Below are 21,293 nucleotides of genomic sequence, written 5' to 3'. Positions count from 1 at the left end.
CACCGACCTGACAAGAACCAAGTCTAACAATATGATATCTGTCTAGTAGTATTTCAGCATGCTATTCCATTAACATTGGTGATGAAATAATAATTAATACGAAAATCTTTTCTTTAATTTAAATGAGACATATATTCAAATGCCGTTATTCCATAGACGCTTTTAAAGTGTCTATTAAAATGGGTTAAATCAACAAAACCACATTCAGCTACTGCTGAATAAATATCTCCATTTTTACCTAATAACTGCTTTGCATGTTCTATCTTGCAGTTAAGAAAGTATTGGTATGGTGTGATACCAGTATGAGCCTTGAATAACCTGATAAACTGGAACTTCGATATATTAAGCTCTGCACAGATCTCGTCAAGTTTAATGACAGTTTCCAAGTTGGTATGCAGCATATCCTTTGCTATTCTAATTAGAGAGTCGTCTTTTTTAGTGTCCGTGGAAAGATTAGTTTGAATTAGGCTATCTGTGAGGGATATTAGTAATTCACTGCACAAAGTCTCGTCTTTTTCATTTAATATCGCATGGGATAGACGTAATACTCTTTGTTCAAGTCCATGATCATACACAATGGGGGTTGAAAAACGCACCAAATCCTTTTTCTCAATGACCTCCAACAGCAGTTGTTGTTCAATATAGAGCATGACATAATCAAGGCCTGTCTCATCATGTGCCATTCCGTCGTGTGCCTGTTCTGGATTAAAAAGCATCACACCATTTTGATAGGATAATTGTAAACTGCCATCTAAATTGTACTCTTGAATACCACGCAATGTTACCCCTATTGCATACTCCTGGTGAGAGTGCTTTTTATATGTAAAGTCAGTGATACTTGCAGCCAACGCAGTAATACCCGCCGATTTTTTATAGATAAATTTGTCCATTTAATTCACCTCAACATTAGCATTCCTACAACCATATCATGATTGCAGCATAAACTAAAAATAATGCCATAATAATATTAACAACTTTTTCATGCTTCTGTAAAAACTTCTTGAAGATTGTACCGAAAAGAACCCATGTCATAAATGCTAAAAACCCAATAAGTGTTATAACTATAACACTTATTGTTACCGCAGGAATTGCGGTATAATAGGGCAAAATAAAGCTAGGAAATACAGTCATTGTAAATGTTACTACTTTTGGATTTAAAAACTGCATGAGAAATCCTGACATAAAGGTCCCAGTCTGGTTTACGGTTTGTTTTGATTTATCCGTTTTACAGATTTGATAAGCAAGAAAGAGCATATAAATGCTTCCGATTATCTGCATAACAATCAAAATTTTCGGAATTACCGTTATAAGCATTGTATTCAACATAGCAGATAGGGCAAGCAATAAACCAAAAGCAATCGTTGCTCCATATGTATACTGCATTGCCCTTTTTGTCCCATGCTTATTCACAGTGGATAGTATGTCGATATTAGTCGGTCCTGGTGTGAAAGTAATAATAAAACAGTATATTAAAAAAGATGTAATATTCATGAGTAAACTCCTTTCACGTTTTCTCATGTAACTATACATCTTTATATTTAGTGGCTATAGTATGTTATTGCAGGATTAAAGCTTCTGTAATGTTAACTCTACAAATTCAGGATGCCGATATGTTGTATTTCATTCTGTAGCACAGATTAAAAGATGGATTTTACTAGTCATTGGGGAATATATGTGGTGAACTCGGACCTCGTGTCCAAGTGTTTAGAGGTTCCTGTCCTTGTAAAAAAACTTAAAAAACGTTCATCAAGCATTTACCGATGCTTGATGAACGTTTTTTAAGTCACTCTATGCTGATTTAAAAAAGTAAATCAGCTGAACTTCATTACAAATCCTGTACTTTTAGCAGTAAAACCATTTTTCAAATAAAATGAGTGAGCATCTTCCCTTTCAGCTCTATTTCCGCTATTTAAAGTGATTGCACTTCCACCTTTTTCAATAATGATTTCTTTTGCTCTTGCGATGAGCTGTTTACCAATACCATTTTTTCTATAGTGTTGATTCACTATTAAGCAGACAACTCTACCGTAACAACCACTAAATTCATATGATAGCCCAATGTATAATCCCAGTAGTCCTACTACTTGATTATCAATTTCCGCAACAAGAGTATGATAATCAGGATTGCAATTTAACTTCGATAATCTTTTAGTTACTTCCCTTTCGGTTGTTTCATACCCTAATTCAGACATAAGAGAAGTTATATCAGCTAAATCTGTTCCATGTGCATATCGTATTAATACCATGTAATCACCCCTTTCAAAGTAAAGTAACCTGCACCTATTACATCGATAAATACCAACATAAATCTCTTCTTCCCTATTGATTAAGTTACATTACTTAGTTCCCTCAATCTGCTTCTTCATAATAATGTTTATGCTGCTGACTAAAGACTTGAATACAAAGCAACAGCGTCATGACTACTGCGATACTAGCGAATCCAATAGCTGCCGTTTGTAGTGAGAACCACTCAGAAATCAGTCCTAGGGTAAAGGTAAATACAATTTGCATAAAGCTTTGGAACATCGACGCCAAACTACCAAAACGTCCCATGATCGCTGTCGGTACATTACTCTGGTAAAAAGTATCATAGCCTGCATTGCAAAATGCCATAAAGAATCCTAAAAAGATAAAAGCCACTGTTGCCGTCAAAAAATCAACTGTACTGTAGAACAACAAATAGCCGACTGCTGTTAAGACCATTCCAATACCTAAATACAATTGCAATGAGAAGCGCTTTGCAAAGGCGGCTGAAGCCGCTGCGCCTATTAATGCACCTACACCTGCAATACTGACGATGAGGCCATATAGTTGGTCAGACTGTGCTAGATCCTGCTTGATAAATGTGACCTCTTGGGAATCTAAAGCAAAAGCAATCATAAGCGAGGTCTGGAACAGCAAATAAACCTTCATAAAATAAGGATCCTGCTTAATGAACCCTTTTACAACTTGCCAATCAGAAGCCAGTATCTTCAAAGTAATTGGCTCACGTTGATTTAAGTTTTCATTTTCTACGTCAGGCAACCTTGCAATACAAAATGCACAGAAAAAGAACGTAACCGCGTTTAAAATCACACACCAAGTTGTACCAAATAAGGCGATGAGTACACCGGCTAGTGCTGGTCCGATTAAAAATGAACCTGAATTCATCATACTCATGATCGAGTTAAAACTTCTTCGATCGGTTTCAACCACAAATTTTGTGATATAAAAGGTCGAACTTGGACCAAAAAATGCTCCAGCGATATTTGTCGCAAATAGAATGGAGTAGACAATCCACAGCGAATCAAGAAATGGAACAAGTAAAATAAGCGAACCCCTTAGGACATCTGCTAAGACCATCAATTTTCGTTTATTAACACGATCAATGATGGAACCTGCCCAGAAATTTGTCAGCATTCGTGCAATTGGTCCGACAATGTAAATCCCTGCGACCGCAGCCGCTGAACCAGTCATATCTAGTACTAAAATATTTAACGCAATTAAATAAACCCAGTTTCCAAAAAATGAAACGCCTATACCACTTAACAGAAGTGAGTACTTCTTCCAAATTTTCATTGAAATCTCCCTGTATTCTTCGATGCCCTAAATTTCTAATTTAAGCTTATCAAATTTTTGGGGTAGAAATAGTTAGTTTTGGGGCAATAATGTGGATATTATGGGGTGAAAAGTTGAACCCCACTTGATTAAGTGGATAAATTCTGCTAAAAAGCTTATAATTAAAGAGTATAGAAAGGAGTCGTTTAGTGTGAAGGAAATTCAATTAAATTCTCCTGAGTTTAACCGCGTATTGAAAAATATGCAGCTTGAAAACTTACATTTAAGTCATTCGCTGCAACAAAAAGCTCTTGAAATTGTCAATTCGGGTATGCCAGTAACGCCTGCTTTGATTAAGGAAGCTTTGGCAAATGGCGAAATACAATGAATTTGAAAATGACGATTATCTTTTAACCACAAATTTGTTAGGTGTGACAAACTTTGCTGAGCTTGAGCAGGCCGAGGCGTTTACTTTCTCGATTCGTGCAACTCAAATTGAACAAGGCGCATACAACATCATGGATTTTTCGCTCATCAATTTTGTTGGACTTCACCGACATTTATTCCAAGACATTTACTCGTTTGCGGGACAATTCCGTGATTTGCAATTGATGAAAGGTAATACTCGCTTTTGCCAAGTACAATATATGGAGGCGTACGCGTCTAGTTTATTCACTCAATTAGACAATGAACCTGACTGGGATACTCTAGAGTATGCAGTTAAAAGGTTGGCTTATTTCAAATCAGAGCTGAATATGCTGCATCCATTTCGTGAAGGTAATGGTCGAACAATTCGTATTTTCCTACAAGCCTTTGCGAAGTCCAAAAGATTTTTATGGACATATGACAAAATCGATCGTGACGAATACATGCGAGCTATGATACGTGCAGTAACAAGTGAAGATTTCCTTGAAAAGTTATTGCTAGATACATTAAAACCCATAGATTAAATGCCGACGAACTTCCAAAATGGAAAGTTCGTTTTTTACATTATGTATAGAAAAAACCGCAAAAAGTTAAATACTTTTTGCGGCGATTTGTTTGGGTTGTTCTAATATGATATTTCTTTTTTTCATCTGAACAAAGAAAATTGCTGTCATGCTTAAACTGATTAATCCGAAAATGATAACCATTGATTGCAATCCGATAATATCGAGAAATGCACCTGCTGTTAGTAAAACGACCTGGAACATAACCCGTTCTAACATATTGCGGAACGAGAAGAATCGGCCATGGTACTCTTTTGGCATCTGTTTCTGAAATATAACCATTGCTGTTGGGAAAAAACAACCTAAGGCAAATCCAAGTACGGCAAAAGCACTTAACGTAATTACTATACTGTCTGCAAAAAAGAGCATGAATTCTGCTACTGCTACCATCGTTGCAAAGGAAAATAAGATTGTCGTCGTGCGCCATTTTTTAGAAATATACTTCACGGCAAATGTTCCGACCATGAATGCTACCCCTTCAAATGTATAAATAAGTCCTTTAATCGATGCAGAATCCTGGATTTCACTAATATTAATGACAATTAGATTGAATGATCCGATGAAAAGCAATGGAATAAGCGTCATAATGAGTGTCATGCCGACAGCAGGATATGCTTTCAACACAGGAAAAACTTCCATGAATCCACCCTTGTTACCCACCGATTTCACTTTGGCCTCTCTTCCCTCTCCCTCATCGATGCGCAACATCATTGTAAATAGTAGTAGGGCCCCGTAAGCAATCATAGATATCCAGTAGAGCGACATGAGCGACCAGTAGACGAGCATAATGCCCGCTAAGGCCGTACCAAGCACACGTGAGATCGTAGCAACGTTCATATGCCACCCATTCATCGTCAGCAAATCATCATCTTTGACGACAAGCGGAATGGTTGCCTGCAGTGCAGGGAAGTAAAAGGTAGCAGATAGTTGAATGCTAACCATGAATGCAACCATCCACCAAACAGATCCGGTTGATATAGCAATCAGCATAAAGATAACACTGAGCATACGCCCTGCGCCTGATATAAGAAGTACGGTTTTTTTCTTTGATTGGTCTATGATTTTCCCTGCTAGCGGTCCCGCAATAATTCCCGCAAGAAGTCCTGCTGACATTATTAGTGCTTTAACGAAATCGGAAGGGATTTTTTCTTGCATAAACTCGAGATTTCCGATTATTCCCGTCCATAATCCTAAGCCTGCAATCATTTCCCCCGTTAATATTATCCAAATGTTTCTATTTTTCCACATACCCTATCCCCGTTCTATTATTAATAATTACTCAAAAAGTTCACACTTTTATAGGGTGTGCCATATTCTATATAGGTTGAAGAATTGAATGCGGTATATAAACTAGCGTAGGCGCCTGACAGTGGTAGCCGAAGCGTAATTCAATGAAATCAATCATTCAACCTATCTAGTACAAGTTCTCTTTTTGAACGTGCAATTTGTTTCGCTTATCGAACTATTATACGTTAGAAAAAATTAAAAGTCATGGGAAGATACTCCCATGACTTTTAAAGTTATTTATTCAATTTCAGCTTTTGGATCCTTGTAGATATGTGTTATGCTGCCATCTTTTTTCTCATCGACTAAACTACTACCGTTTGAATAGCGGTCAACTGGTCGCAATGATCCTGCTAAGATAGGGATTTTACTTCCCTTTTCCGTCGCTAAAACAATAATTTCATCATTTTTCACCATTAACGCCCCGCTAACACGATACGGATTTGACTTCAGTTCCTTCAGAACAACATTACCTCTTTGCGCTCTGGAAGCACTTTCGAGCTCTTTTAAGCCCATTCTTTTCACGCTGCCTCGCTGTGTCGCGATTAAGACGGAAGCCCCGTCATCTGAATTAATCTCCATAGCAACAAGCAGGTCATCATCCTTAAGGTTAATGCCGCGTACACCGGCAGTCCTAATACCTGTTACTGATAACTCAGTAAGCGCGAAGCGTAGCGCATAGGCTTGCTGTGTGAAGAGGATAACATCTTCGTCCCCCCTAACGAGCCTTGCGTCAATCATTACATCATCCTTTTTCACGCCCATCGCTTTAAACAACCTTGAATAGCGCTGGACTTTAAAATCGGCAAGTTTTGATTGTTTGATTAGCCCATTTTGCGATGCTGTGACGATTAACGCTTCTTCATCGAAGTTTTCAAGGCCAATCGCTGCAACAATCGTTTCATTTTGCCCAAGTGGGATGATACTTGAGATATGTTGCCCAAGATCTTTCCATCTAATATCTGGCAACTCATGAATAGGCTGATAGAGATAGTTCCCTGCAGAAGTGAACAGCAAGAGATGATGCTGCGTGTTCATTGGCGCTTCTAATAGCGTATAATCGGATTCCTTCATTTCCTGTCCCGTGCCGTTTGAAGCGCTGTAAGAGCGGACGCTAGTGCGTTTCACATAGCCGTCTTTTGTGACGGATACAATAACTTCTTCACTTGGAACAAGGATATCAAGATCGACTTTAATTTCCTCGATTTTTTCCTCGATAACAGAGCGTCTTGGTTCTGCAAATTGTTTACGGATGTCAAGGAGCTCTTTTTTGATGACTGCAGAAAGTTTTTTATCACTTTTCAAAATTGCATCAAGCTGTTCAATCAGTTTTCGGAGTTCAGCATCTTCCTGCTGAAGTTCAGTAATATCCGTGTTCGTCAGTCTATAAAGCTGTAGCGAAACGATTGCTTCAGCTTGTATTTCGGAGAATTCGAATTTTGAGATGATATTATTTTTAGCATCACGTTTGTCTTTTGATGCGCGAATCGCTTTGATTACTTCATCCAAAATCGATAAAGCTTTCATAAGCCCTTCGACGATATGGAGTCGGTCTTGCGCTTTTTGGATATCGTATTGGGATCTACGTGTGACAACTTCTTTTTGATGGCCAATATAGGCATCAAGCAACATCGGCAGTGACATTAATGTCGGTCTGCGCCCAGAGATGGCAATCATGTTGAAGTTATACGTCACTTGCAGGTCTGTATTTTTAAGAAGATATTGCAAGATCGCATTACCGTCGACGTCTTTTTTTAGCTCTATGACAACACGGAGGCCAGTCCGGTCCGATTCGTCCCTGACATCTGCGATACCATCTAGTTTTCGATCATGACGAAGCTCATCCATCTTCCTCACCATATTTGCCTTGTTAACGTCATATGGGATTTCCGTCACAACGATTTGCGATTTACCGCCTTTTAAGGGTTCGATGAACGACTTCGATCTGATGATAAAGCGTCCTTTTCCGGTCTCGTAGGCTGTTTTAATACCGTTTGTTCCTTGGATAGTACCGCCAGTTGGAAAATCAGGTCCTTTGATAACTGTCATCAATTCATCGACCGTAACATCCGGTTTGTCCATCCGCATAAGGACCGCATCAAGTACTTCATGAAGCGCATGTGGCGGGATATCCGTCGCATATCCTGCAGAAATACCTGTTGAACCGTTGACGAGCAAGTTTGGATATCTTGCGGGTAAAACAGTTGGTTCAGGTTCAGTATCATCGAAGTTTGGTATGAAATCGACAGTATTTTTACCCAGGTCACGTAGCATTTGCCCTGCTATTGTGGAAAGGCGTGCTTCTGTATACCGCATTGCAGCAGCCGAATCTCCATCGACTGAACCGTTATTTCCTTGCATTTCCACTAACATATGACGCAGTTTCCAATCTTGGCTCATCCGTACCATTGCTTCGTAGACGGATGTGTCACCGTGTGGATGATAGTTCCCGATGACATTCCCGACTGTTTTTGCGGATTTCCGGAATGCTTTCTCATGTGTATTACCTTCGTGGAACATCGCATACAAAATACGCCGCTGAACGGGTTTTAAGCCATCGCGTGCGTCAGGCAATGCCCGGTCCTGGATGATGTACTTACTATATCGTCCAAACCGGTCACCGATCACTTCTTCCAGGGGAAGGTCTTGGTAGCTTTCTGATGGTGTCATTCAAAATCCCCCTCAACGTGCAAAAATTCGTTGTCTAAAATATTGTGCTCTTCCTGTGTACCGAAATCGACGTTCTCTTCAATCCAGCGTCGTCTTGGCTCTACTTTATCGCCCATTAGTGTCGTTACTCGACGTTCAACTGTAGCGCTGTCTTCAATCGTTACACGGATCAATGTACGTGTTTCAGGATCCATAGTCGTTTCCCATAACTGATCGGCATTCATTTCCCCAAGACCTTTGTAGCGTTGGAGCATATATCCTTTGCCGACTTTCTCTATCGCTTTATTAAGTTCTGTGCCTTCAGTCCATGCATATGCAAATTTTTCGCTCTTCCCTGTCCCTTTGAAAACTTTGTAAAGAGGAGGCAATGCAATATATACTTTTCCTGCTTCAATTAGCGGTTTCATGTAACGGTAGAAGAACGTCAACAACAGCACTTGAATATGTGCACCGTCCGTATCCGCATCCGTCATTATGATTACTTTATCATAAGCGATGTCTGCGACTTGGAAGTCTGATCCTACGCCGCCCCCGATTGCATGGATAATCATATTGATTTCTTCGTTTTTCATGATATCCTCGAGTTTTGCTTTTTCAGTATTAAGTACTTTCCCTCGTAATGGAAGGATTGCCTGGAATACACGGTCCCGTCCTTGTTTTGCAGAGCCGCCGGCAGAGTCACCTTCGACCAGGTAGAGTTCGTTTTTCGCAGCATTCCTGGATTGCGCAGGTGTTAATTTACCCGATAGTAGTGTATCTGATCTTTTTCTCTTTTTACCTGAACGCGCATCTTCGCGCGCTTTTCGCGCCGCCTCACGTGCTTGATGCGCCCGAATTGCTTTACGTACGAGGGACGCACTTAAATCTGCATTCTCTTCAAGGAAATACAGAAGTTTTTGCGAAACGATTGAATCGGTTACGCCTCTTGCTTCACTTGTCCCGAGTTTGCCTTTCGTCTGTCCCTCAAACTGCAAAATTTCTTCCGGTATACGGACTGATACGATTGCCGCAATACCTTCACGGATATCCGCACCTTCAAGGTTTTTGTCTTTTTCTTTTAATAAACCCGCTTTTCTTGCATATTCATTAAATACACGTGTCATACCGGTTTTGGCACCGGTTTCATGTGTTCCACCGTCTTTTGTTCGAACGTTATTCACAAATGATAAAATCGTTTCTGAGTAACCATCACTAAATTGGAACGCAAATTCGACCTCTATGCCTTCTGATTCGCCTTCCAAGTAAGCTACCTCATGCAAAACGTCCTTCTCTTCATTCAGATAAGAGATGAAAGCTTCAATGCCAGTTTCGTATTGAAAGATTTCATGCTTGTCCGTTCCTTCTTCTTTTAGCTCGATTTTCAAGCCTTTTAACAGGAATGCAGACTCCCGTAAGCGTTCACTAATCGTTTCATAATGATATTTTAACGTAGAGAAGATCGTCGCATCCGGTTTGAAATGAATGAGCGTCCCTTTTTCACGTGTTGTTCCAATTTGTTCAAGTGTAGTGGCTGGCTTACCACCTTTTTCGAAGCGTTGACAGAACTTTTTGCCGTCACGAAAAATCGTGACTTCGAGTTTTTCTGACAATGCGTTTACGACTGATGCGCCAACGCCATGAAGTCCACCGCTTGTTTTGTATCCGCCTTGTCCGAACTTGCCGCCTGCGTGGAGAACGGTCAGGATTACCTCTGTCGTTGGTTTACCCGACTGGTGAATTCCTGTTGGCATCCCCCGCCCGTAGTCCCGCACACTGACGCTTCCGTCTTTATGAAGTGTAACGTCTACCTCATTACCAAATCCCGCTAGCGCCTCATCTACCGCATTATCTACAATCTCATAGACAAGGTGGTGAAGTCCACGGGAATCAGTTGACCCAATGTACATACCTGGTCTTTTTCGTACTGCATCGAGGCCTTCAAGTATTTGTATCGAATCATCATCATACGTATAATTATCTACGTTTTTCGTCAAAGTGCAACCTCCATCAAACAAATGTTCTCTATTATATAATCGTACTGCTTCCTTTAAAGCTTGTCAAATCAACGTTTTCGGAAGCTTGCTCAATTAATTGTATAGAAGATAGACTTTTATTGCAACGAAGACAGGAAATTGTTCGTCTCTCAAATCAGCTGTTAGGGGTACAAAAATCAGAAATCAGGCTATAACTGCTTAACTTGGTTCGCTCATTCTTCACATGAAGCCCATTGTCGCAACTTCACGGTTCTGCTAAACTAGGTCTATACATAGACAAACTAAAAAAGGAGTACGTCAATGGAACTTATCATACTTTTACTACTTGCTTATTTAATTGGCTCAATTCCTTCTGCACTCTGGGTTGGGAAACTTTTTTACAAGACCGACATCCGACAACATGGTAGCGGCAACCTAGGTGGTACGAATACCTTCCGTGTACTCGGCAAAACAGCGGGACTTACCGTAACTATTCTGGATATTTTAAAAGGTACTGCAGCTGCATTATTGCCGCTCTTGCCTATTTTCGACAGTGTTAGCGTCCACCCTCTTATTCCAGGACTTCTTGCAGTCGTCGGACATATGTATCCCGTCTTCGCCCATTTCAAAGGTGGCAAAGCTGTAGCGACATCCGGCGGTGTGTTGCTTGCCTATGAATGGCCTGTTTTCATCATTGTGCTCGCAACATTTTTCATCGCTTTAAAAGTAACGAAAATGGTGAGCTTATCATCAATGATCGTATCTGTCGTTGGATTTGTATACAGTATCTATTTTTACCTCCGAACAGGCGATATTTATTTGATGGTGATGATTGGTCTTTTCGGTGCCTTTATCTTCTATCGTCACCGGGAGAATATCGGTCGGATCAAAGCAGGAACCGAGCCAAAAGTGAAGTGGTTATAATACAATGGATGTAGCAACGGAAAGGCTGGTGTTTCCAATGAAGATTATTTTGTCGAAAGAAGCGCTTTTGTGGTTTAAAGAGGAGATGGAAGCTGAACCTGGTGATGCTATCCGCTTTTTTGCAAGATACGGTGGATCCAGTTCGATTCAGGCAGGCTTTTCACTTGGTGTAACGAAAGAGCAACCGGATGAAGTAGCCATTGAAACAGAGCATAATAGTGTTCGTTATTATATCGAAAGCCGAGACAAATGGTATTTCCTTGGTCATGACCTACATGTCAATGTGGATCCTAAACTGCATGAACTTATTTATTCATACGAAAAAGCGTGATGGCCATATGCCTCACGCTTTTCTTCATTTATTTATGAGTAGGTAAGGCTTTGCTGACAATAGACAATTATTAACTCCAAAAAACTTGAAACTGTTATACTACACACTCATTAAAGTAGATTGAACCGTTTTAATTGATTATGGAGTCCTTCTTTAAGTAAAATGTCTCGTTCGTGTTTACCAAACAAATCAAAATGAGGATAATCTTCCCTCATATCGATCCACTCCCGCTTCAATCCATATTGCTTGCCCCATTCGACAAGTTTGCTGATATCTGCGCAACCTGCTTTGGTTACTGTATTGTATCCTGGAAAGCGTTCATCAAGCCAGTAATGAGTTAAAAATGCCATTTCCCCTTCACTAACTGCTTTTTTCCAAGCTCGCAGTTCTACACGCTGTATCCCAAATGCCATTAGTCTTTACATCGCTTCACTTCTGTATATTTAGCATCCCAATCTGGCGCGATTTTCTTTAGGGAAACGGGACGAAATGAGCCTTTTCTCACGACGACATGTTCCGATTTTGCTGTTGCTGAAATTGTGCCGTCCTCATGGAGGATTTCATAGCCATAAGTTGTACGTAGCCTTCCGTGTGACTCTACCCACGTCCGTACAGTCGCTTTCTGTCCGTATTTCATCGCTGCCTTATATTGAATAGATAAGTCCGTCACCGGCGACAAGAAGCCATCTGCCTCCAGTTGCGCGTATGTATAGCCTAAGTCCTCAATCAACTTCGTACGTCCGATCTCCATCCATACTAAATAATTCGCGTGATAGACGATTCCCATCTGATCTGTCTCTGCATATCTGATTTCAATTTCTTTTTCACTGATAAACACTACCATCACCTCACTACCCATTATACAAAAGCCATGCTGAAAAAGCTGAACTGAAGTCTAAGCAGAAAAAAGGTGCCCGATTAAATCGGACACCTCTACCTATTAAAATTAGTTCGTTTTCATTTTATCACGAAGAACCATTTGCAGGATTCCGCCGTGACGGTAGTAGTCAACTTCAACTTCTGAGTCAAAGCGTGCTAGTACGTCGAATTCTTTGACAGAACCGTTTTTCGCAGTTGCTGTTACTTTCAGAATGTCGCGTGGTTTAACGCCTTCTGCGATATTAACGTTGATTTCTTCTTCACCAGTAAGGCCAAGTGTTTCAGCACTATCGCCTTTCATGAATTGAAGTGGAAGTACGCCCATCATAACAAGGTTTGAACGGTGAATACGCTCGTAGCTTTCAGCGATAACTGTTCTGATACCGAGAAGTGATGTACCTTTCGCAGCCCAGTCACGTGAAGAACCCATTCCGTAGTCTTTACCAGTGATGATTGCAAGACCCGTGCCTTCTTCTTGATACTTCATAGCAGCATCATAAATTGGCATAATCTCTTTTGTTGGCCAGTAAGTCGTGAATCCGCCTTCTGTGCCTTTCGCAATTTGGTTACGAATACGGATATTAGCGAATGTACCGCGCATCATTACTTCATGGTTACCACGGCGTGAACCGTACGAGTTGAAGAAACGAGGGCTTACGCCATTGTCGATCAAGTATTTACCAGCCGGTGTATCTTTACCGATTGCGCCTGCAGGTGAAATATGGTCCGTTGTGATTGAATCGCCAAATTTACCAATGACACGAAGCCCTGAAAGTGCTTGAATGTCAGCCGGTTCTTTTGCAAGTCCTTCGAAGAATGGTGGGTTTTGAATATACGTTGAGTTTTCATCGAAATCATACAATGAATCGTCTGTAGTTTCAATTGCATTCCATGCTTCGTTCTCAGTGAATACCCGTGCATATTCTTTACGGAATAACTCAGGAGTAACTGTTGATTTAACAACTGCTTGAATTTCTTCCGTAGTAGGCCAAATATCTTTGAAGAAGACATCAAAGCCTTCTTTGTCTTTACCAATTGGATCTTTTTCGAAGTCGATATCGACTGTTCCAGCAAGTGCATAAGCAACAACAAGTGGCGGTGAAGCCAAGTAGTTTGCTTTCACAAGTGGGTGAATACGTCCTTCAAAGTTACGGTTACCAGAAAGAACTGAAGACATTAGCATATCGTTGCCCATGATTGCTTTTTCAATTTCAGGAAGTAGCGGTCCAGAGTTACCGATACATGTAGTACAGCCGTATCCAACTGTGTTGAATCCGATTTGATCCAAGAACACATTAAGTCCTGAATCTTCCAGGTACCCTGTAACGACTTTTGAACCTGGTGCAAGTGATGTTTTCACGTAAGCTGGTGGTGTAAGTCCTTTTTCAACCGCTTTTTTCGCAACAAGTCCAGCACCCAACATAACATATGGGTTAGATGTGTTTGTACATGAAGTGATTGCAGCGATTGCAAGGTCACCTGTTTTAATTTCGACAGAACGTCCGTCTTCGAATTCGATTGTAGCTTTTTTCGTTAGCTCTTTAGGAGAGAATCCGAAACCTTGGTTCCCTTCAGGTGCAACAACTGCTTCGTTGAATGAGCTTTGCATTTCTGTAAGAGGAATCAAATCTTGTGGACGTTTCGGTCCAGCAAGGTTCGCTACAATACCAGTAAGGTCGATTTCGACAACATCAGTGTATGTTGGTTCTTCGTTTTCTACAGTGAAGAACATATCGTTCTCAACTAGGTATTGTTTAACTACTGCAATATCGCTATCTTCACGGCCAGTTAAACGCATGTAATCAAGTGCTTCTTCATCTACTGGGAAGAATCCGCATGTTGCACCGTATTCAGGCGCCATGTTCGCAATTGTTGCACGGTCTGCAAGTGGTAAGTGTGCAACACCTGGTCCGAAGAACTCAACGAATTTACCAACAACGCCATGTGCACGAAGTGTTTGTGTCACTTTCAGCGCTAGGTCAGTTGCTGTCGTTCCGTTTGGAAGCTGACCAACAAGTTTTACACCGATAACTTCTGGAATCGGGAAGTATGAAGGTTGTCCGAGCATGCCCGCTTCAGCTTCAATACCACCAACACCCCATCCAAGAACACCGATACCGTTGATCATCGTCGTGTGGGAGTCAGTTCCTACAAGTGTATCCGGGTATGTTTCGAATGTGCCATCTTCGTTTTCAACTGCATGGACAACATTTGCCAAGTACTCAAGGTTAACTTGGTGAACGATTCCTGTTGCAGGTGGTACTGCACGGTAGTTGTCATAAGCTTTTTGTGCCCAGCTTAGGAATTGGTAACGTTCTGCGTTACGCTCGAACTCAAGTTCCATGTTCAGGTTAAGCGCTTCTGCCGAACCATAACGGTCAACTTGTACAGAGTGGTCAATAACAAGATCAACTGGAATTTCAGGATTGATTTTATTAGGGTCGCCGCCCATTGCTGCCATTGCTGAACGAAGTGATGCAAGGTCAACAACAACAGGTACACCCGTGAAGTCTTGAAGGATAACGCGTGACGGTTTGAATGGTACTTCTGCATCCGCGTCCGCATCTTTCCCCCATTTCGCCAAGTTTTCGACATGATTGTCTTTGATGATATAGCCGTCGTGTTGACGTAGGACGGATTCAAGTAGCACTTTAATCGAGTAAGGTAGATTGGAAACTTTAGCGATACCGGCTTCTTCGAGTGCGGCAAGACGATAATAGTTATATGTCTTACCGTTCAGATCGAATGACGTACGGCTGTTGTGCAAATTGCTTTTTGCCATTATTGAATTCCTCCTTCTATCTGCTGAAAACTACTGAAAAGGCTATAAATAAGCGTCTTTTCTCTACTTCATCATATAATATCAACCCACATAAGTAAAATACATTAACTTTATAGTCTATCATAAGTTAATGTTATGACTCCCCTCCCTCTTAAGAACTCTTCATAATACGTAAGATAGTTTGCAAGTAATTTGTCATAAAAACGCGACAAGGATCATATTGCTGTCGGATATGTTCATGAACCATTTGAGATTTGGTGACAGTTTCCGCATTTGTTCATTCTTCAAATCGTTCACTTTTTCGAAATGTGGCCGCCCGTTGTATATCTCGATTAGCATGTATACCCATTAAATTTAGAGGCAAGCGTCCAATTCTTTGTACATAAGAAACGCGATGAACTCCGTTTCCTCTTCTTGCGTGGGACTGAGAAGAACATCATCATCAGTAGCGACTATGCATTCAATTGGGGGATGAACGCAAAATGGATGTGCATGCATGAAGTCATGAATTTCTTCGATGCAAGCTTCAAAAGTACGCTAGGGAATCGCATATTTCGTCTCTGTGAATTTGACGAGCTGCGGTGAAGGGAGCACTTAATAATACATACCCCTTTTTGGAGCGTTTGGAACACTTTTAGCAGAAATTAATGAAGTAGTCACTAAATTATGGCATGATGGAATGAAAAGGGGTGTTATAAAGTGAAGAAAGCGTTGTTAGTTATTGATTATACAATGGATTTCGTGGCTGAAGATGGTGCACTTACATGCGGAGAACCAGGAATTCACTTGGAAAAATATATCACCGAGTTAACGGGGAAATTTTTAGACGACAATCATTTCGTTGTGATGCCAGTTGATGTGCATGATTTAGACGATTTGTACCATCCTGAAACAAAACAATTTCCTCCACATAATATACGTGGGACTACCGGCAGGAATCTGTATGGTTCCCTTCAACAATTGTATGATGAGCACAAAGAAGAAATCCATTGGATGGACAAAACACGTTTCAGTGCATTTGCGGGCACAGATTTGGAGTTGCTTCTTCGAGCACGCAGAATTACCGAATTGCATCTGGTTGGTGTCTGTACGGATATTTGCATCCTTCATACAGCTGTCGATGCATACAACCGCGGATTTGATATTGTCGTCCACGAAAAAGGAGTTGCGAGCTTCGATCCTGCAGGTCATGCATGGGCACTTCGTCATTTTGAAAATACGCTAGGTGTTACTGTTGTCCGCTAACACTCTTGAAGTTTCGGTAATTTTTTCCTTCAAGATGTTTAAAGGCATGTAATAAAGGTTATTGCAAAGACTATAGAGGAAATTTTAAATTACTAAAAAGGAGATGGACAGTATGAGTTTCATTTGGTTTTTGATTATTGGCGGGATTATCGGTTGGCTTGCAGGAATGATTTTGGGAAGAGATATCCCAGGTGGAATTATTGGTAACATTATCGCTGGTATTATTGGTGCATGGATTGGTGGAATGCTACTTGGGCAATGGGGTCCGAAAATTTCTGACTTCTATATTTTCCCTGCTTTCATTGGAGCGATTATCCTCGTGTTCATTGTGAGCTTTATTATGAAATCAATGCGTAAAGCTTCATAATTCCAATTAATAACGAAGTACAAAAGCGGAAACGCCTGCCACGTCTAGACGTGAAATATCGCCTTTCATAGGTGATCCCTAGGCCAAGAATTTTATAATTTACAAAGCAATAAAAAGATGGACCCCAATATACTGGCGGTCCATCTTTTTAATTTTATTTATTGGCTGCTTCCATGTCAACTCGTTGGACTTCGAATTCATTGAAAAATCGCAATACGTCCTGTACGTACTTTTCACTGCGGTTATAATTGAAAATAGCCTTTTCCAAGTCTCCATCTGCTGCGCCACTTTTTGAAAGATAGTTGGCGGCACTAAAAATTGCGTCTTCGATATCATATGGATCGGCTATGCCGTCACCATTCCCATCGACACCGTATCCGCCGTATTCTTTGATGATAGCGGGATTTGTCTTGTCTTTTTCAGGAATTTCGCCTTTTCCAAGACCGCTACATCCCGGGTAAGTCCAGCCGACAAATGTGCAAGGCATGAACTGCATATGTCCTTCTGCACCCACGGGTGAAAGAAGCGGATCCATCGTTGAAAACCGCGTTTCAATGCGGTGATGTGCTGCAAGGAGTGTCCACGGGATACCATAAACCTCCGCCGCCTCTTTATAGATAGGAATGTACTCTTCCGGAATTGACGTTGCAGTGTGACGTTCCCCTATGTCGAGCAATGCACTTGCAGATTTCCGAATGAGTTCTGGATTGTTCAAACCTGTCCAAATAATAGCTGTTAATATGAAGATAGTAACAGTAATCGGGATAAGCAGGATGATAAGCATTGCTTTCATTTTTATAGATAAGCCTTTACGTTTTTGTTTTTTCATCTTTCCACCCCGTTAGATCCAGTATTGCTTTTGTTTAGTTACGCACCTTCTTTACTAAGTGCTTTCATATCCTTGACGATTTCATCAAATGGTACATCTGTCATACCGTCATAGGTTTTGACGACTTCCCCTTTTTGATTGACAAGAGAAAAGTAAGTTGCGTGCATTACCTGATCCGAATCAGGTATATCAGCAACAAGCGTCTTGAAGGACTTCGCAGCGAAGTCAGTAATTTTCTCTTGTGTATAACCAGTCAGCATTTCCCATCTGCTTTGATCCAGGACGTCATACAAGTCAAGGTAATCTTGCATCGCTTCCGGTGTATCCACATCGGGATCAATACTGAATGATACGATTTTGTAATCTTCAATGCCTTCATCAATAAGTTTTTTGTCAAGGTCTGCCATGTTCATCATCATCGGCGGACATGCACTTGTACAAACAGTGAAAACAAATTGTGCCAGCCATACTTTCCCTTTCATATCATCCAATGAAACCTTTTCATTGTGCTGGTTTGTAAATTCAAACGGTTCAATTTTATAATTATGCTCCGCTTTGAACCCACCAGCAGAACACGCACTTAAAATAAGCACAACAAGTAATACATAAGGTAGTAAAAGTTTTTTTCTCATTTGTCTTCCTCCACTATCAATTGATACGTTCATCATATCGGAAGTAATGGCTTCAAACAAGCGAGGAGCTGATTGCTTCCATGACGAATCCGTGACTTATTTGTGAAGTTCACTTCATCTTTAAGGAAAAGAGTACATAGTATATATCGACAAGTTTCGTTTCGATTCGGTGCAAGAGATAAAGTTAATCTTCAATCAGAGGGGGGGCTTCATCCCCCACTTATTCTTCTTGTGTCCTTGAAGACTTGAAATGGGGGTCTTACTGCCCTTTAATGCGGGATAAAATGAAAAAAAGTGGAGAGTCATTTACCTCGAAAGCATCAGAATAAATTCCTCCAACCGCATTCTTAAATTTGCGGGTTGCCATGACTATCACCTTCTTTGTGTCCTTATATAGTCTGAAATTAAAGAAAGGAATACATTGTCCGTGTGTTTTTTTACAAAAGCTCTTATAATGGTGAATAGAATGGAAGAGGTGAAGACTGTTGCAGCAAGATCTATTTATGTGGTTCATCATTTTCTGGTGCGTTGTCCTCATAGGGCTATTCGGCATCGGCGGCTTTTTCATGTTCCGGAAATTTTTGAAAGTGTTCCCAAAAGCGGACGGAAAATCTACACTTGACTGGGAAGAGCATTATGTGGAGAGCTCTCTGCACCTTTGGAATGACGAGGCGAAACTTTTGTTGAATGAGCTAGTTGTCCCAGTACCGGAATTATTCCGCCCCGTAGCGAAGCAAAAAATCGCGGGTAAGATTGGCGAGATAGCACTTGAGGAAAATGCGAAGAAAATTGATTCCGATCTTATTGTCCGCGGATATATACAAGCAACGCCAAAACGGGACCATAAATTTTTGCGCAAGAAAATGGCCGAAATGAAGATTGATCTAACACCATATGAACATTTATTTTGATTGAACAAAAGTGGCTCAAAGGGCTTCTAAAATCTTTGAGTTTTAAATTATTCCCTGTGCGAGATTTCATTATTTTCTAAGGAACAAGTAAAAGGTGTCCGCATTTAATTGCGGACACCTTTTACTTGTTTACCTTCTTTTATTTTATTGTACTTGATAAGCATACCAATCCGCCAAGGGATAATCATGCCAAATGCAAGAATCCAGAACATGCCGCCCAGTTCCCCTACATCTATTGTATTACTTAGAAGCAGTTTCCCGACGAGCCGAACAATAAGAAGCCCAAGTAGAATAAATAGGAATGCTTTTGACCGTTTCATATAGATATCGTCATCTTTACGTTCGAAATTTGTCGTTTTTATCAAGATAATTGAGAACAGTATCCCAACAAGGAGGGCTTCTAGCACCTGGGACAGCGGCACCCGAAATTCTTCGAATATGAACATCAGCGCACCCGTCGACATAAAGAGGGGCGGCAAGATGATCTTCAGTGGGGTAACAGGTCTCTTCGCCGCTTTCGTCCTAACAATCAGCGCAATCAATCCCATAACTAGCGCAAGTACGGTTGAACCGATAATGAGGTAAACCGGGGGCACCTTTGTGAAAACTGTTTCAATTAGTTCGTTCATATTATTTCCCCCAAGCGATACTTCAATTCTTCTATTCGAATAAAACGTGCAAATCGCGCATACTCTTTCCCTTCATTGAACAGGAGGACAACTGGCGCTGTAAATAACGAAAGTTGTCCCGCTATTTCTGGCACTTCTGCCACATTCACTGTATAAAATGGAATTGGAAAGTCTACTTTAAGTGCTTTCACTTGTGGGTATAGTCCTTCACAGACTGAACAGTTATCGGTTTTCACGAAAAGGAGTAACGCGCTTTCTCTTTCAACGTATTCCATCCATTCACCGAATGATCCGATTTGCTTCATCGGAATCCCTCCCATTCAACTCAAAAACCTTGGAAATCTCCGAAAATTGGGCTGAGCAAACTTGTTAAATACGTCAATCCATCGAAGAACAGCAAAATTCCGAATGCAATCATGACGGCGCCCCCAATTTTCATTATCAAGCCACTATTTTTCCTAATCCAACCGAGACGCGTTATAAAGAACGACAGAACAAAGAATGGAATCGCAAAACCGAAGACATACATCAGCATATAGATAACTCCTGATCCTGGGTTTGTCGCAGAGAGTCCCATGATTACCCCGATTATCGGTCCTGAGCACGGTGTCCAACCTGCGGCGAATGCAAGCCCAATTAATACACTCCCAAAATAACCAGAAGGACGGTTTTTAAACTGTAGTTTCTTTTCGCCCATAAGAAACTTAGGTGTGTATACACCTGCAATCATAAGGCCAAATAACACCATAAAGACTGCCCCGAGTTGTCTTAGTATTTCTTGATTTTCTACAAAAAATGTCCCTACCAACGACGTAGCGAAACCAAGTACGACAAAAATAATTGAAAATCCGATTAAAAAGAACAGTGTATGTAGTGTACCGCTTCTGCTCATGCGTTTCGAATCCGATTTTAGATCATCCAGTGACATGCCCGTAATATACGAAATGAATGCTGGGTACAGCGGCAATGTACACGGAGAGATGAAACTTAAGAAACCGGCACCGAAAGCGAGAAATAGATTTAAGTCTGTTGCCATTATTCTCTCCCCTTCAATTTTTCTTCCTCAATCGTATCAAAAGAAGCGTCAAATTACGTCTAATATGTCTGTGAACAGTTTATGACAATTCCGCGGAACATAGTCACAGGTCTCTGTCTCTCGCTGCAATGACTGCTTAAAACCTATATACTGTCGGCTTAAAAACCGCCTACCCAATATGGGCAGGCGGTTTTAGTTCGTGACAATATGAAGGCAATCTAAATTCGCCACGTGCTACGGGTGCATAGAAGGAGGTAGTTCAACCCTTCCTCATTGCATGGGCCACCCACTGCAGC

The 21,293-nt window shown here is 40.9% G+C and carries 23 protein-coding genes; 7 read left to right on the top strand and 16 right to left on the bottom strand.

The annotated features are described in order from the left end of the window. Positions 1 to 113: 113 nt before the first annotated feature. The 4 genes from MKX62_RS19395 to MKX62_RS19380 form a co-directional block, all read right to left on the bottom strand. On the bottom strand, positions 114 to 890 hold the full coding sequence (locus MKX62_RS19395; protein ID WP_187044844.1) for a helix-turn-helix transcriptional regulator: 777 nt from the start codon (positions 888 to 890) through the stop codon (positions 114 to 116). Between the two features lie 25 nt (positions 891 to 915). Then, positions 916 to 1,491: a LysE family translocator gene (locus tag MKX62_RS19390; protein WP_187044843.1), complete on the bottom strand. Its 576-nt coding sequence runs from the start codon at positions 1,489 to 1,491 to the stop codon at positions 916 to 918. 320 nt (positions 1,492 to 1,811) lie between these two features. After that, complete coding sequence (locus MKX62_RS19385) at positions 1,812 to 2,246, bottom strand: GNAT family N-acetyltransferase (protein ID WP_187044842.1); 435 nt, start codon at positions 2,244 to 2,246, stop codon at positions 1,812 to 1,814. Positions 2,247 to 2,349: 103 nt separating this feature from the next. After that, positions 2,350 to 3,558, bottom strand: a complete 1,209-nt coding sequence (locus MKX62_RS19380) for an MFS transporter (RefSeq protein ID WP_187044841.1) — start codon at positions 3,556 to 3,558, stop codon at positions 2,350 to 2,352. 190 nt (positions 3,559 to 3,748) lie between these two features. On the opposite strand from MKX62_RS19380, the gene MKX62_RS19375 reads away from it, so the two are divergent. Both MKX62_RS19375 and MKX62_RS19370 read left to right on the top strand, forming a co-directional pair. Continuing rightward, entirely contained in the window at positions 3,749 to 3,925 is a 177-nt protein-coding gene (locus tag MKX62_RS19375) for a Zn-dependent hydrolase (RefSeq protein ID WP_187044840.1), read from the top strand. Beyond that, a complete protein-coding gene (locus MKX62_RS19370) occupies positions 3,909 to 4,487 on the top strand; it encodes a Fic/DOC family protein (protein ID WP_187044839.1) in 579 nt (192 codons plus the stop codon). The genes MKX62_RS19375 and MKX62_RS19370 overlap by 17 nt, the downstream gene beginning before the upstream one ends. A gap of 66 nt (positions 4,488 to 4,553) precedes the next feature. Here the strand turns inward: MKX62_RS19370 and MKX62_RS19365 are convergent, their stop codons facing one another. The 3 genes from MKX62_RS19365 to parE all read right to left on the bottom strand — a co-directional run bounded on the left by MKX62_RS19365 (position 4,554) and on the right by parE (position 10,453). Further along, positions 4,554 to 5,774, bottom strand: a complete 1,221-nt coding sequence (locus tag MKX62_RS19365; protein ID WP_187044838.1) for an MFS transporter — start codon at positions 5,772 to 5,774, stop codon at positions 4,554 to 4,556. Between the two features lie 276 nt (positions 5,775 to 6,050). Next, positions 6,051 to 8,480, bottom strand: coding sequence for a DNA topoisomerase IV subunit A (gene parC / locus MKX62_RS19360; RefSeq protein ID WP_340742124.1), 2,430 nt, complete (start codon positions 8,478 to 8,480; stop codon positions 6,051 to 6,053). Then, a complete protein-coding gene (gene parE / locus MKX62_RS19355; protein WP_067209303.1) occupies positions 8,477 to 10,453 on the bottom strand; it encodes a DNA topoisomerase IV subunit B in 1,977 nt (658 codons plus the stop codon). The genes parC and parE overlap by 4 nt, the downstream gene beginning before the upstream one ends. A 300-nt stretch (positions 10,454 to 10,753) precedes the next feature. On the opposite strand from parE, the gene plsY reads away from it, so the two are divergent. After that, positions 10,754 to 11,356 (top strand): glycerol-3-phosphate 1-O-acyltransferase PlsY, encoded by a 603-nt coding sequence (gene plsY / locus MKX62_RS19350; RefSeq protein ID WP_067209301.1) that lies wholly within the window; start codon positions 10,754 to 10,756, stop codon positions 11,354 to 11,356. A 37-nt stretch (positions 11,357 to 11,393) separates the two neighbouring features. Beyond that, the gene (locus MKX62_RS19345) at positions 11,394 to 11,687 is read left to right on the top strand and encodes a HesB/YadR/YfhF family protein (protein ID WP_067213944.1); all 294 of its coding nucleotides are present in this window, start codon (positions 11,394 to 11,396) and stop codon (positions 11,685 to 11,687) included. Between the two features lie 110 nt (positions 11,688 to 11,797). Here MKX62_RS19345 and MKX62_RS19340 read toward each other — a convergent pair whose 3' ends face one another. The 4 genes from MKX62_RS19340 to MKX62_RS24480 form a co-directional block, all read right to left on the bottom strand. After that, complete coding sequence (locus MKX62_RS19340; protein WP_187044836.1) at positions 11,798 to 12,100, bottom strand: hypothetical protein; 303 nt, start codon at positions 12,098 to 12,100, stop codon at positions 11,798 to 11,800. Further along, complete coding sequence (locus MKX62_RS19335; RefSeq protein ID WP_067209295.1) at positions 12,100 to 12,525, bottom strand: acyl-CoA thioesterase; 426 nt, start codon at positions 12,523 to 12,525, stop codon at positions 12,100 to 12,102. Before MKX62_RS19335 ends, MKX62_RS19340 begins: the two co-directional genes overlap by 1 nt. A gap of 108 nt (positions 12,526 to 12,633) precedes the next feature. Continuing rightward, positions 12,634 to 15,348, bottom strand: a complete 2,715-nt coding sequence (gene acnA, locus MKX62_RS19330) for an aconitate hydratase AcnA (protein ID WP_338656698.1) — start codon at positions 15,346 to 15,348, stop codon at positions 12,634 to 12,636. A gap of 354 nt (positions 15,349 to 15,702) precedes the next feature. After that, positions 15,703 to 15,867 carry a D-arabinono-1,4-lactone oxidase gene (locus MKX62_RS24480; protein ID WP_354313179.1) on the bottom strand — a complete coding sequence of 55 codons (165 nt, stop codon included), beginning with the start codon at positions 15,865 to 15,867 and terminating at the stop codon, positions 15,703 to 15,705. Positions 15,868 to 16,047: 180 nt separating this feature from the next. Between MKX62_RS24480 and MKX62_RS19325 the strand changes: the two genes are divergently transcribed. Beyond that, positions 16,048 to 16,593: a cysteine hydrolase family protein gene (locus MKX62_RS19325; RefSeq protein ID WP_338656699.1), complete on the top strand. Its 546-nt coding sequence runs from the start codon at positions 16,048 to 16,050 to the stop codon at positions 16,591 to 16,593. Between the two features lie 112 nt (positions 16,594 to 16,705). Continuing rightward, positions 16,706 to 16,960, top strand: a complete 255-nt coding sequence (locus tag MKX62_RS19320) for a GlsB/YeaQ/YmgE family stress response membrane protein (RefSeq protein ID WP_067209287.1) — start codon at positions 16,706 to 16,708, stop codon at positions 16,958 to 16,960. A 154-nt stretch (positions 16,961 to 17,114) separates the two neighbouring features. Here MKX62_RS19320 and MKX62_RS19315 read toward each other — a convergent pair whose 3' ends face one another. Next, entirely contained in the window at positions 17,115 to 17,789 is a 675-nt protein-coding gene (locus MKX62_RS19315) for a lytic transglycosylase domain-containing protein (protein ID WP_067209284.1), read from the bottom strand. A 38-nt stretch (positions 17,790 to 17,827) separates the two neighbouring features. Continuing rightward, entirely contained in the window at positions 17,828 to 18,421 is a 594-nt protein-coding gene (locus MKX62_RS19310; RefSeq protein ID WP_067209282.1) for an SCO family protein, read from the bottom strand. 503 nt (positions 18,422 to 18,924) lie between these two features. On the opposite strand from MKX62_RS19310, the gene MKX62_RS19305 reads away from it, so the two are divergent. After that, a complete protein-coding gene (locus MKX62_RS19305; protein ID WP_156476164.1) occupies positions 18,925 to 19,332 on the top strand; it encodes a DUF2621 domain-containing protein in 408 nt (135 codons plus the stop codon). Between the two features lie 104 nt (positions 19,333 to 19,436). Here MKX62_RS19305 and MKX62_RS19300 read toward each other — a convergent pair whose 3' ends face one another. From MKX62_RS19300 to MKX62_RS19290, 3 genes are read right to left on the bottom strand one after another with little or no spacing between them, the layout of a single operon-like run. Then, the gene (locus MKX62_RS19300; RefSeq protein WP_187044833.1) at positions 19,437 to 19,961 is read right to left on the bottom strand and encodes a CcdC family protein; all 525 of its coding nucleotides are present in this window, start codon (positions 19,959 to 19,961) and stop codon (positions 19,437 to 19,439) included. Beyond that, complete coding sequence (locus tag MKX62_RS19295; protein WP_067209275.1) at positions 19,958 to 20,266, bottom strand: thioredoxin family protein; 309 nt, start codon at positions 20,264 to 20,266, stop codon at positions 19,958 to 19,960. The genes MKX62_RS19300 and MKX62_RS19295 overlap by 4 nt, the downstream gene beginning before the upstream one ends. A gap of 20 nt (positions 20,267 to 20,286) precedes the next feature. After that, positions 20,287 to 20,997, bottom strand: coding sequence for a cytochrome c biogenesis CcdA family protein (locus MKX62_RS19290; protein ID WP_067209272.1), 711 nt, complete (start codon positions 20,995 to 20,997; stop codon positions 20,287 to 20,289). Between the last annotated feature and the right edge of the window lie 296 nt (positions 20,998 to 21,293).

Source organism: Sporosarcina sp. FSL K6-5500 (genome assembly GCF_038005665.1).
GTDB classification, from domain to species: Bacteria; Bacillota; Bacilli; order Bacillales_A; family Planococcaceae; genus Sporosarcina; species Sporosarcina psychrophila.
This window is presented reverse-complemented; position numbering and strand designations above follow the sequence as displayed.

Bases quoted from the DNA above. Each gene is read 5' to 3' on its own strand.
- MKX62_RS19395 (WP_187044844.1), bottom strand. From the start codon at position 890: ATGGACAAATTTATCTATAAAAAATCGGCGGGTATTACTGCGTTGGCT.
- MKX62_RS19390 (WP_187044843.1), bottom strand. From the start codon at position 1,491: ATGAATATTACATCTTTTTTAATATACTGTTTTATTATTACTTTCACA.
- MKX62_RS19385 (WP_187044842.1), bottom strand. From the start codon at position 2,246: ATGGTATTAATACGATATGCACATGGAACAGATTTAGCTGATATAACT.
- MKX62_RS19380 (WP_187044841.1), bottom strand. From the start codon at position 3,558: ATGAAAATTTGGAAGAAGTACTCACTTCTGTTAAGTGGTATAGGCGTT.
- MKX62_RS19370 (WP_187044839.1), top strand. From the start codon at position 3,909: ATGGCGAAATACAATGAATTTGAAAATGACGATTATCTTTTAACCACA.
- MKX62_RS19365 (WP_187044838.1), bottom strand. From the start codon at position 5,774: ATGTGGAAAAATAGAAACATTTGGATAATATTAACGGGGGAAATGATT.
- parC (WP_340742124.1), bottom strand. From the start codon at position 8,480: ATGACACCATCAGAAAGCTACCAAGACCTTCCCCTGGAAGAAGTGATC.
- plsY (WP_067209301.1), top strand. From the start codon at position 10,754: ATGGAACTTATCATACTTTTACTACTTGCTTATTTAATTGGCTCAATT.
- MKX62_RS19345 (WP_067213944.1), top strand. From the start codon at position 11,394: ATGAAGATTATTTTGTCGAAAGAAGCGCTTTTGTGGTTTAAAGAGGAG.
- MKX62_RS19340 (WP_187044836.1), bottom strand. From the start codon at position 12,100: ATGGCATTTGGGATACAGCGTGTAGAACTGCGAGCTTGGAAAAAAGCA.
- acnA (WP_338656698.1), bottom strand. From the start codon at position 15,348: ATGGCAAAAAGCAATTTGCACAACAGCCGTACGTCATTCGATCTGAAC.
- MKX62_RS19320 (WP_067209287.1), top strand. From the start codon at position 16,706: ATGAGTTTCATTTGGTTTTTGATTATTGGCGGGATTATCGGTTGGCTT.
- MKX62_RS19315 (WP_067209284.1), bottom strand. From the start codon at position 17,789: ATGAAAAAACAAAAACGTAAAGGCTTATCTATAAAAATGAAAGCAATG.
- MKX62_RS19310 (WP_067209282.1), bottom strand. From the start codon at position 18,421: ATGAGAAAAAAACTTTTACTACCTTATGTATTACTTGTTGTGCTTATT.
- MKX62_RS19305 (WP_156476164.1), top strand. From the start codon at position 18,925: ATGTGGTTCATCATTTTCTGGTGCGTTGTCCTCATAGGGCTATTCGGC.
- MKX62_RS19300 (WP_187044833.1), bottom strand. From the start codon at position 19,961: ATGAACGAACTAATTGAAACAGTTTTCACAAAGGTGCCCCCGGTTTAC.
- MKX62_RS19295 (WP_067209275.1), bottom strand. From the start codon at position 20,266: ATGAAGCAAATCGGATCATTCGGTGAATGGATGGAATACGTTGAAAGA.
- MKX62_RS19290 (WP_067209272.1), bottom strand. From the start codon at position 20,997: ATGGCAACAGACTTAAATCTATTTCTCGCTTTCGGTGCCGGTTTCTTA.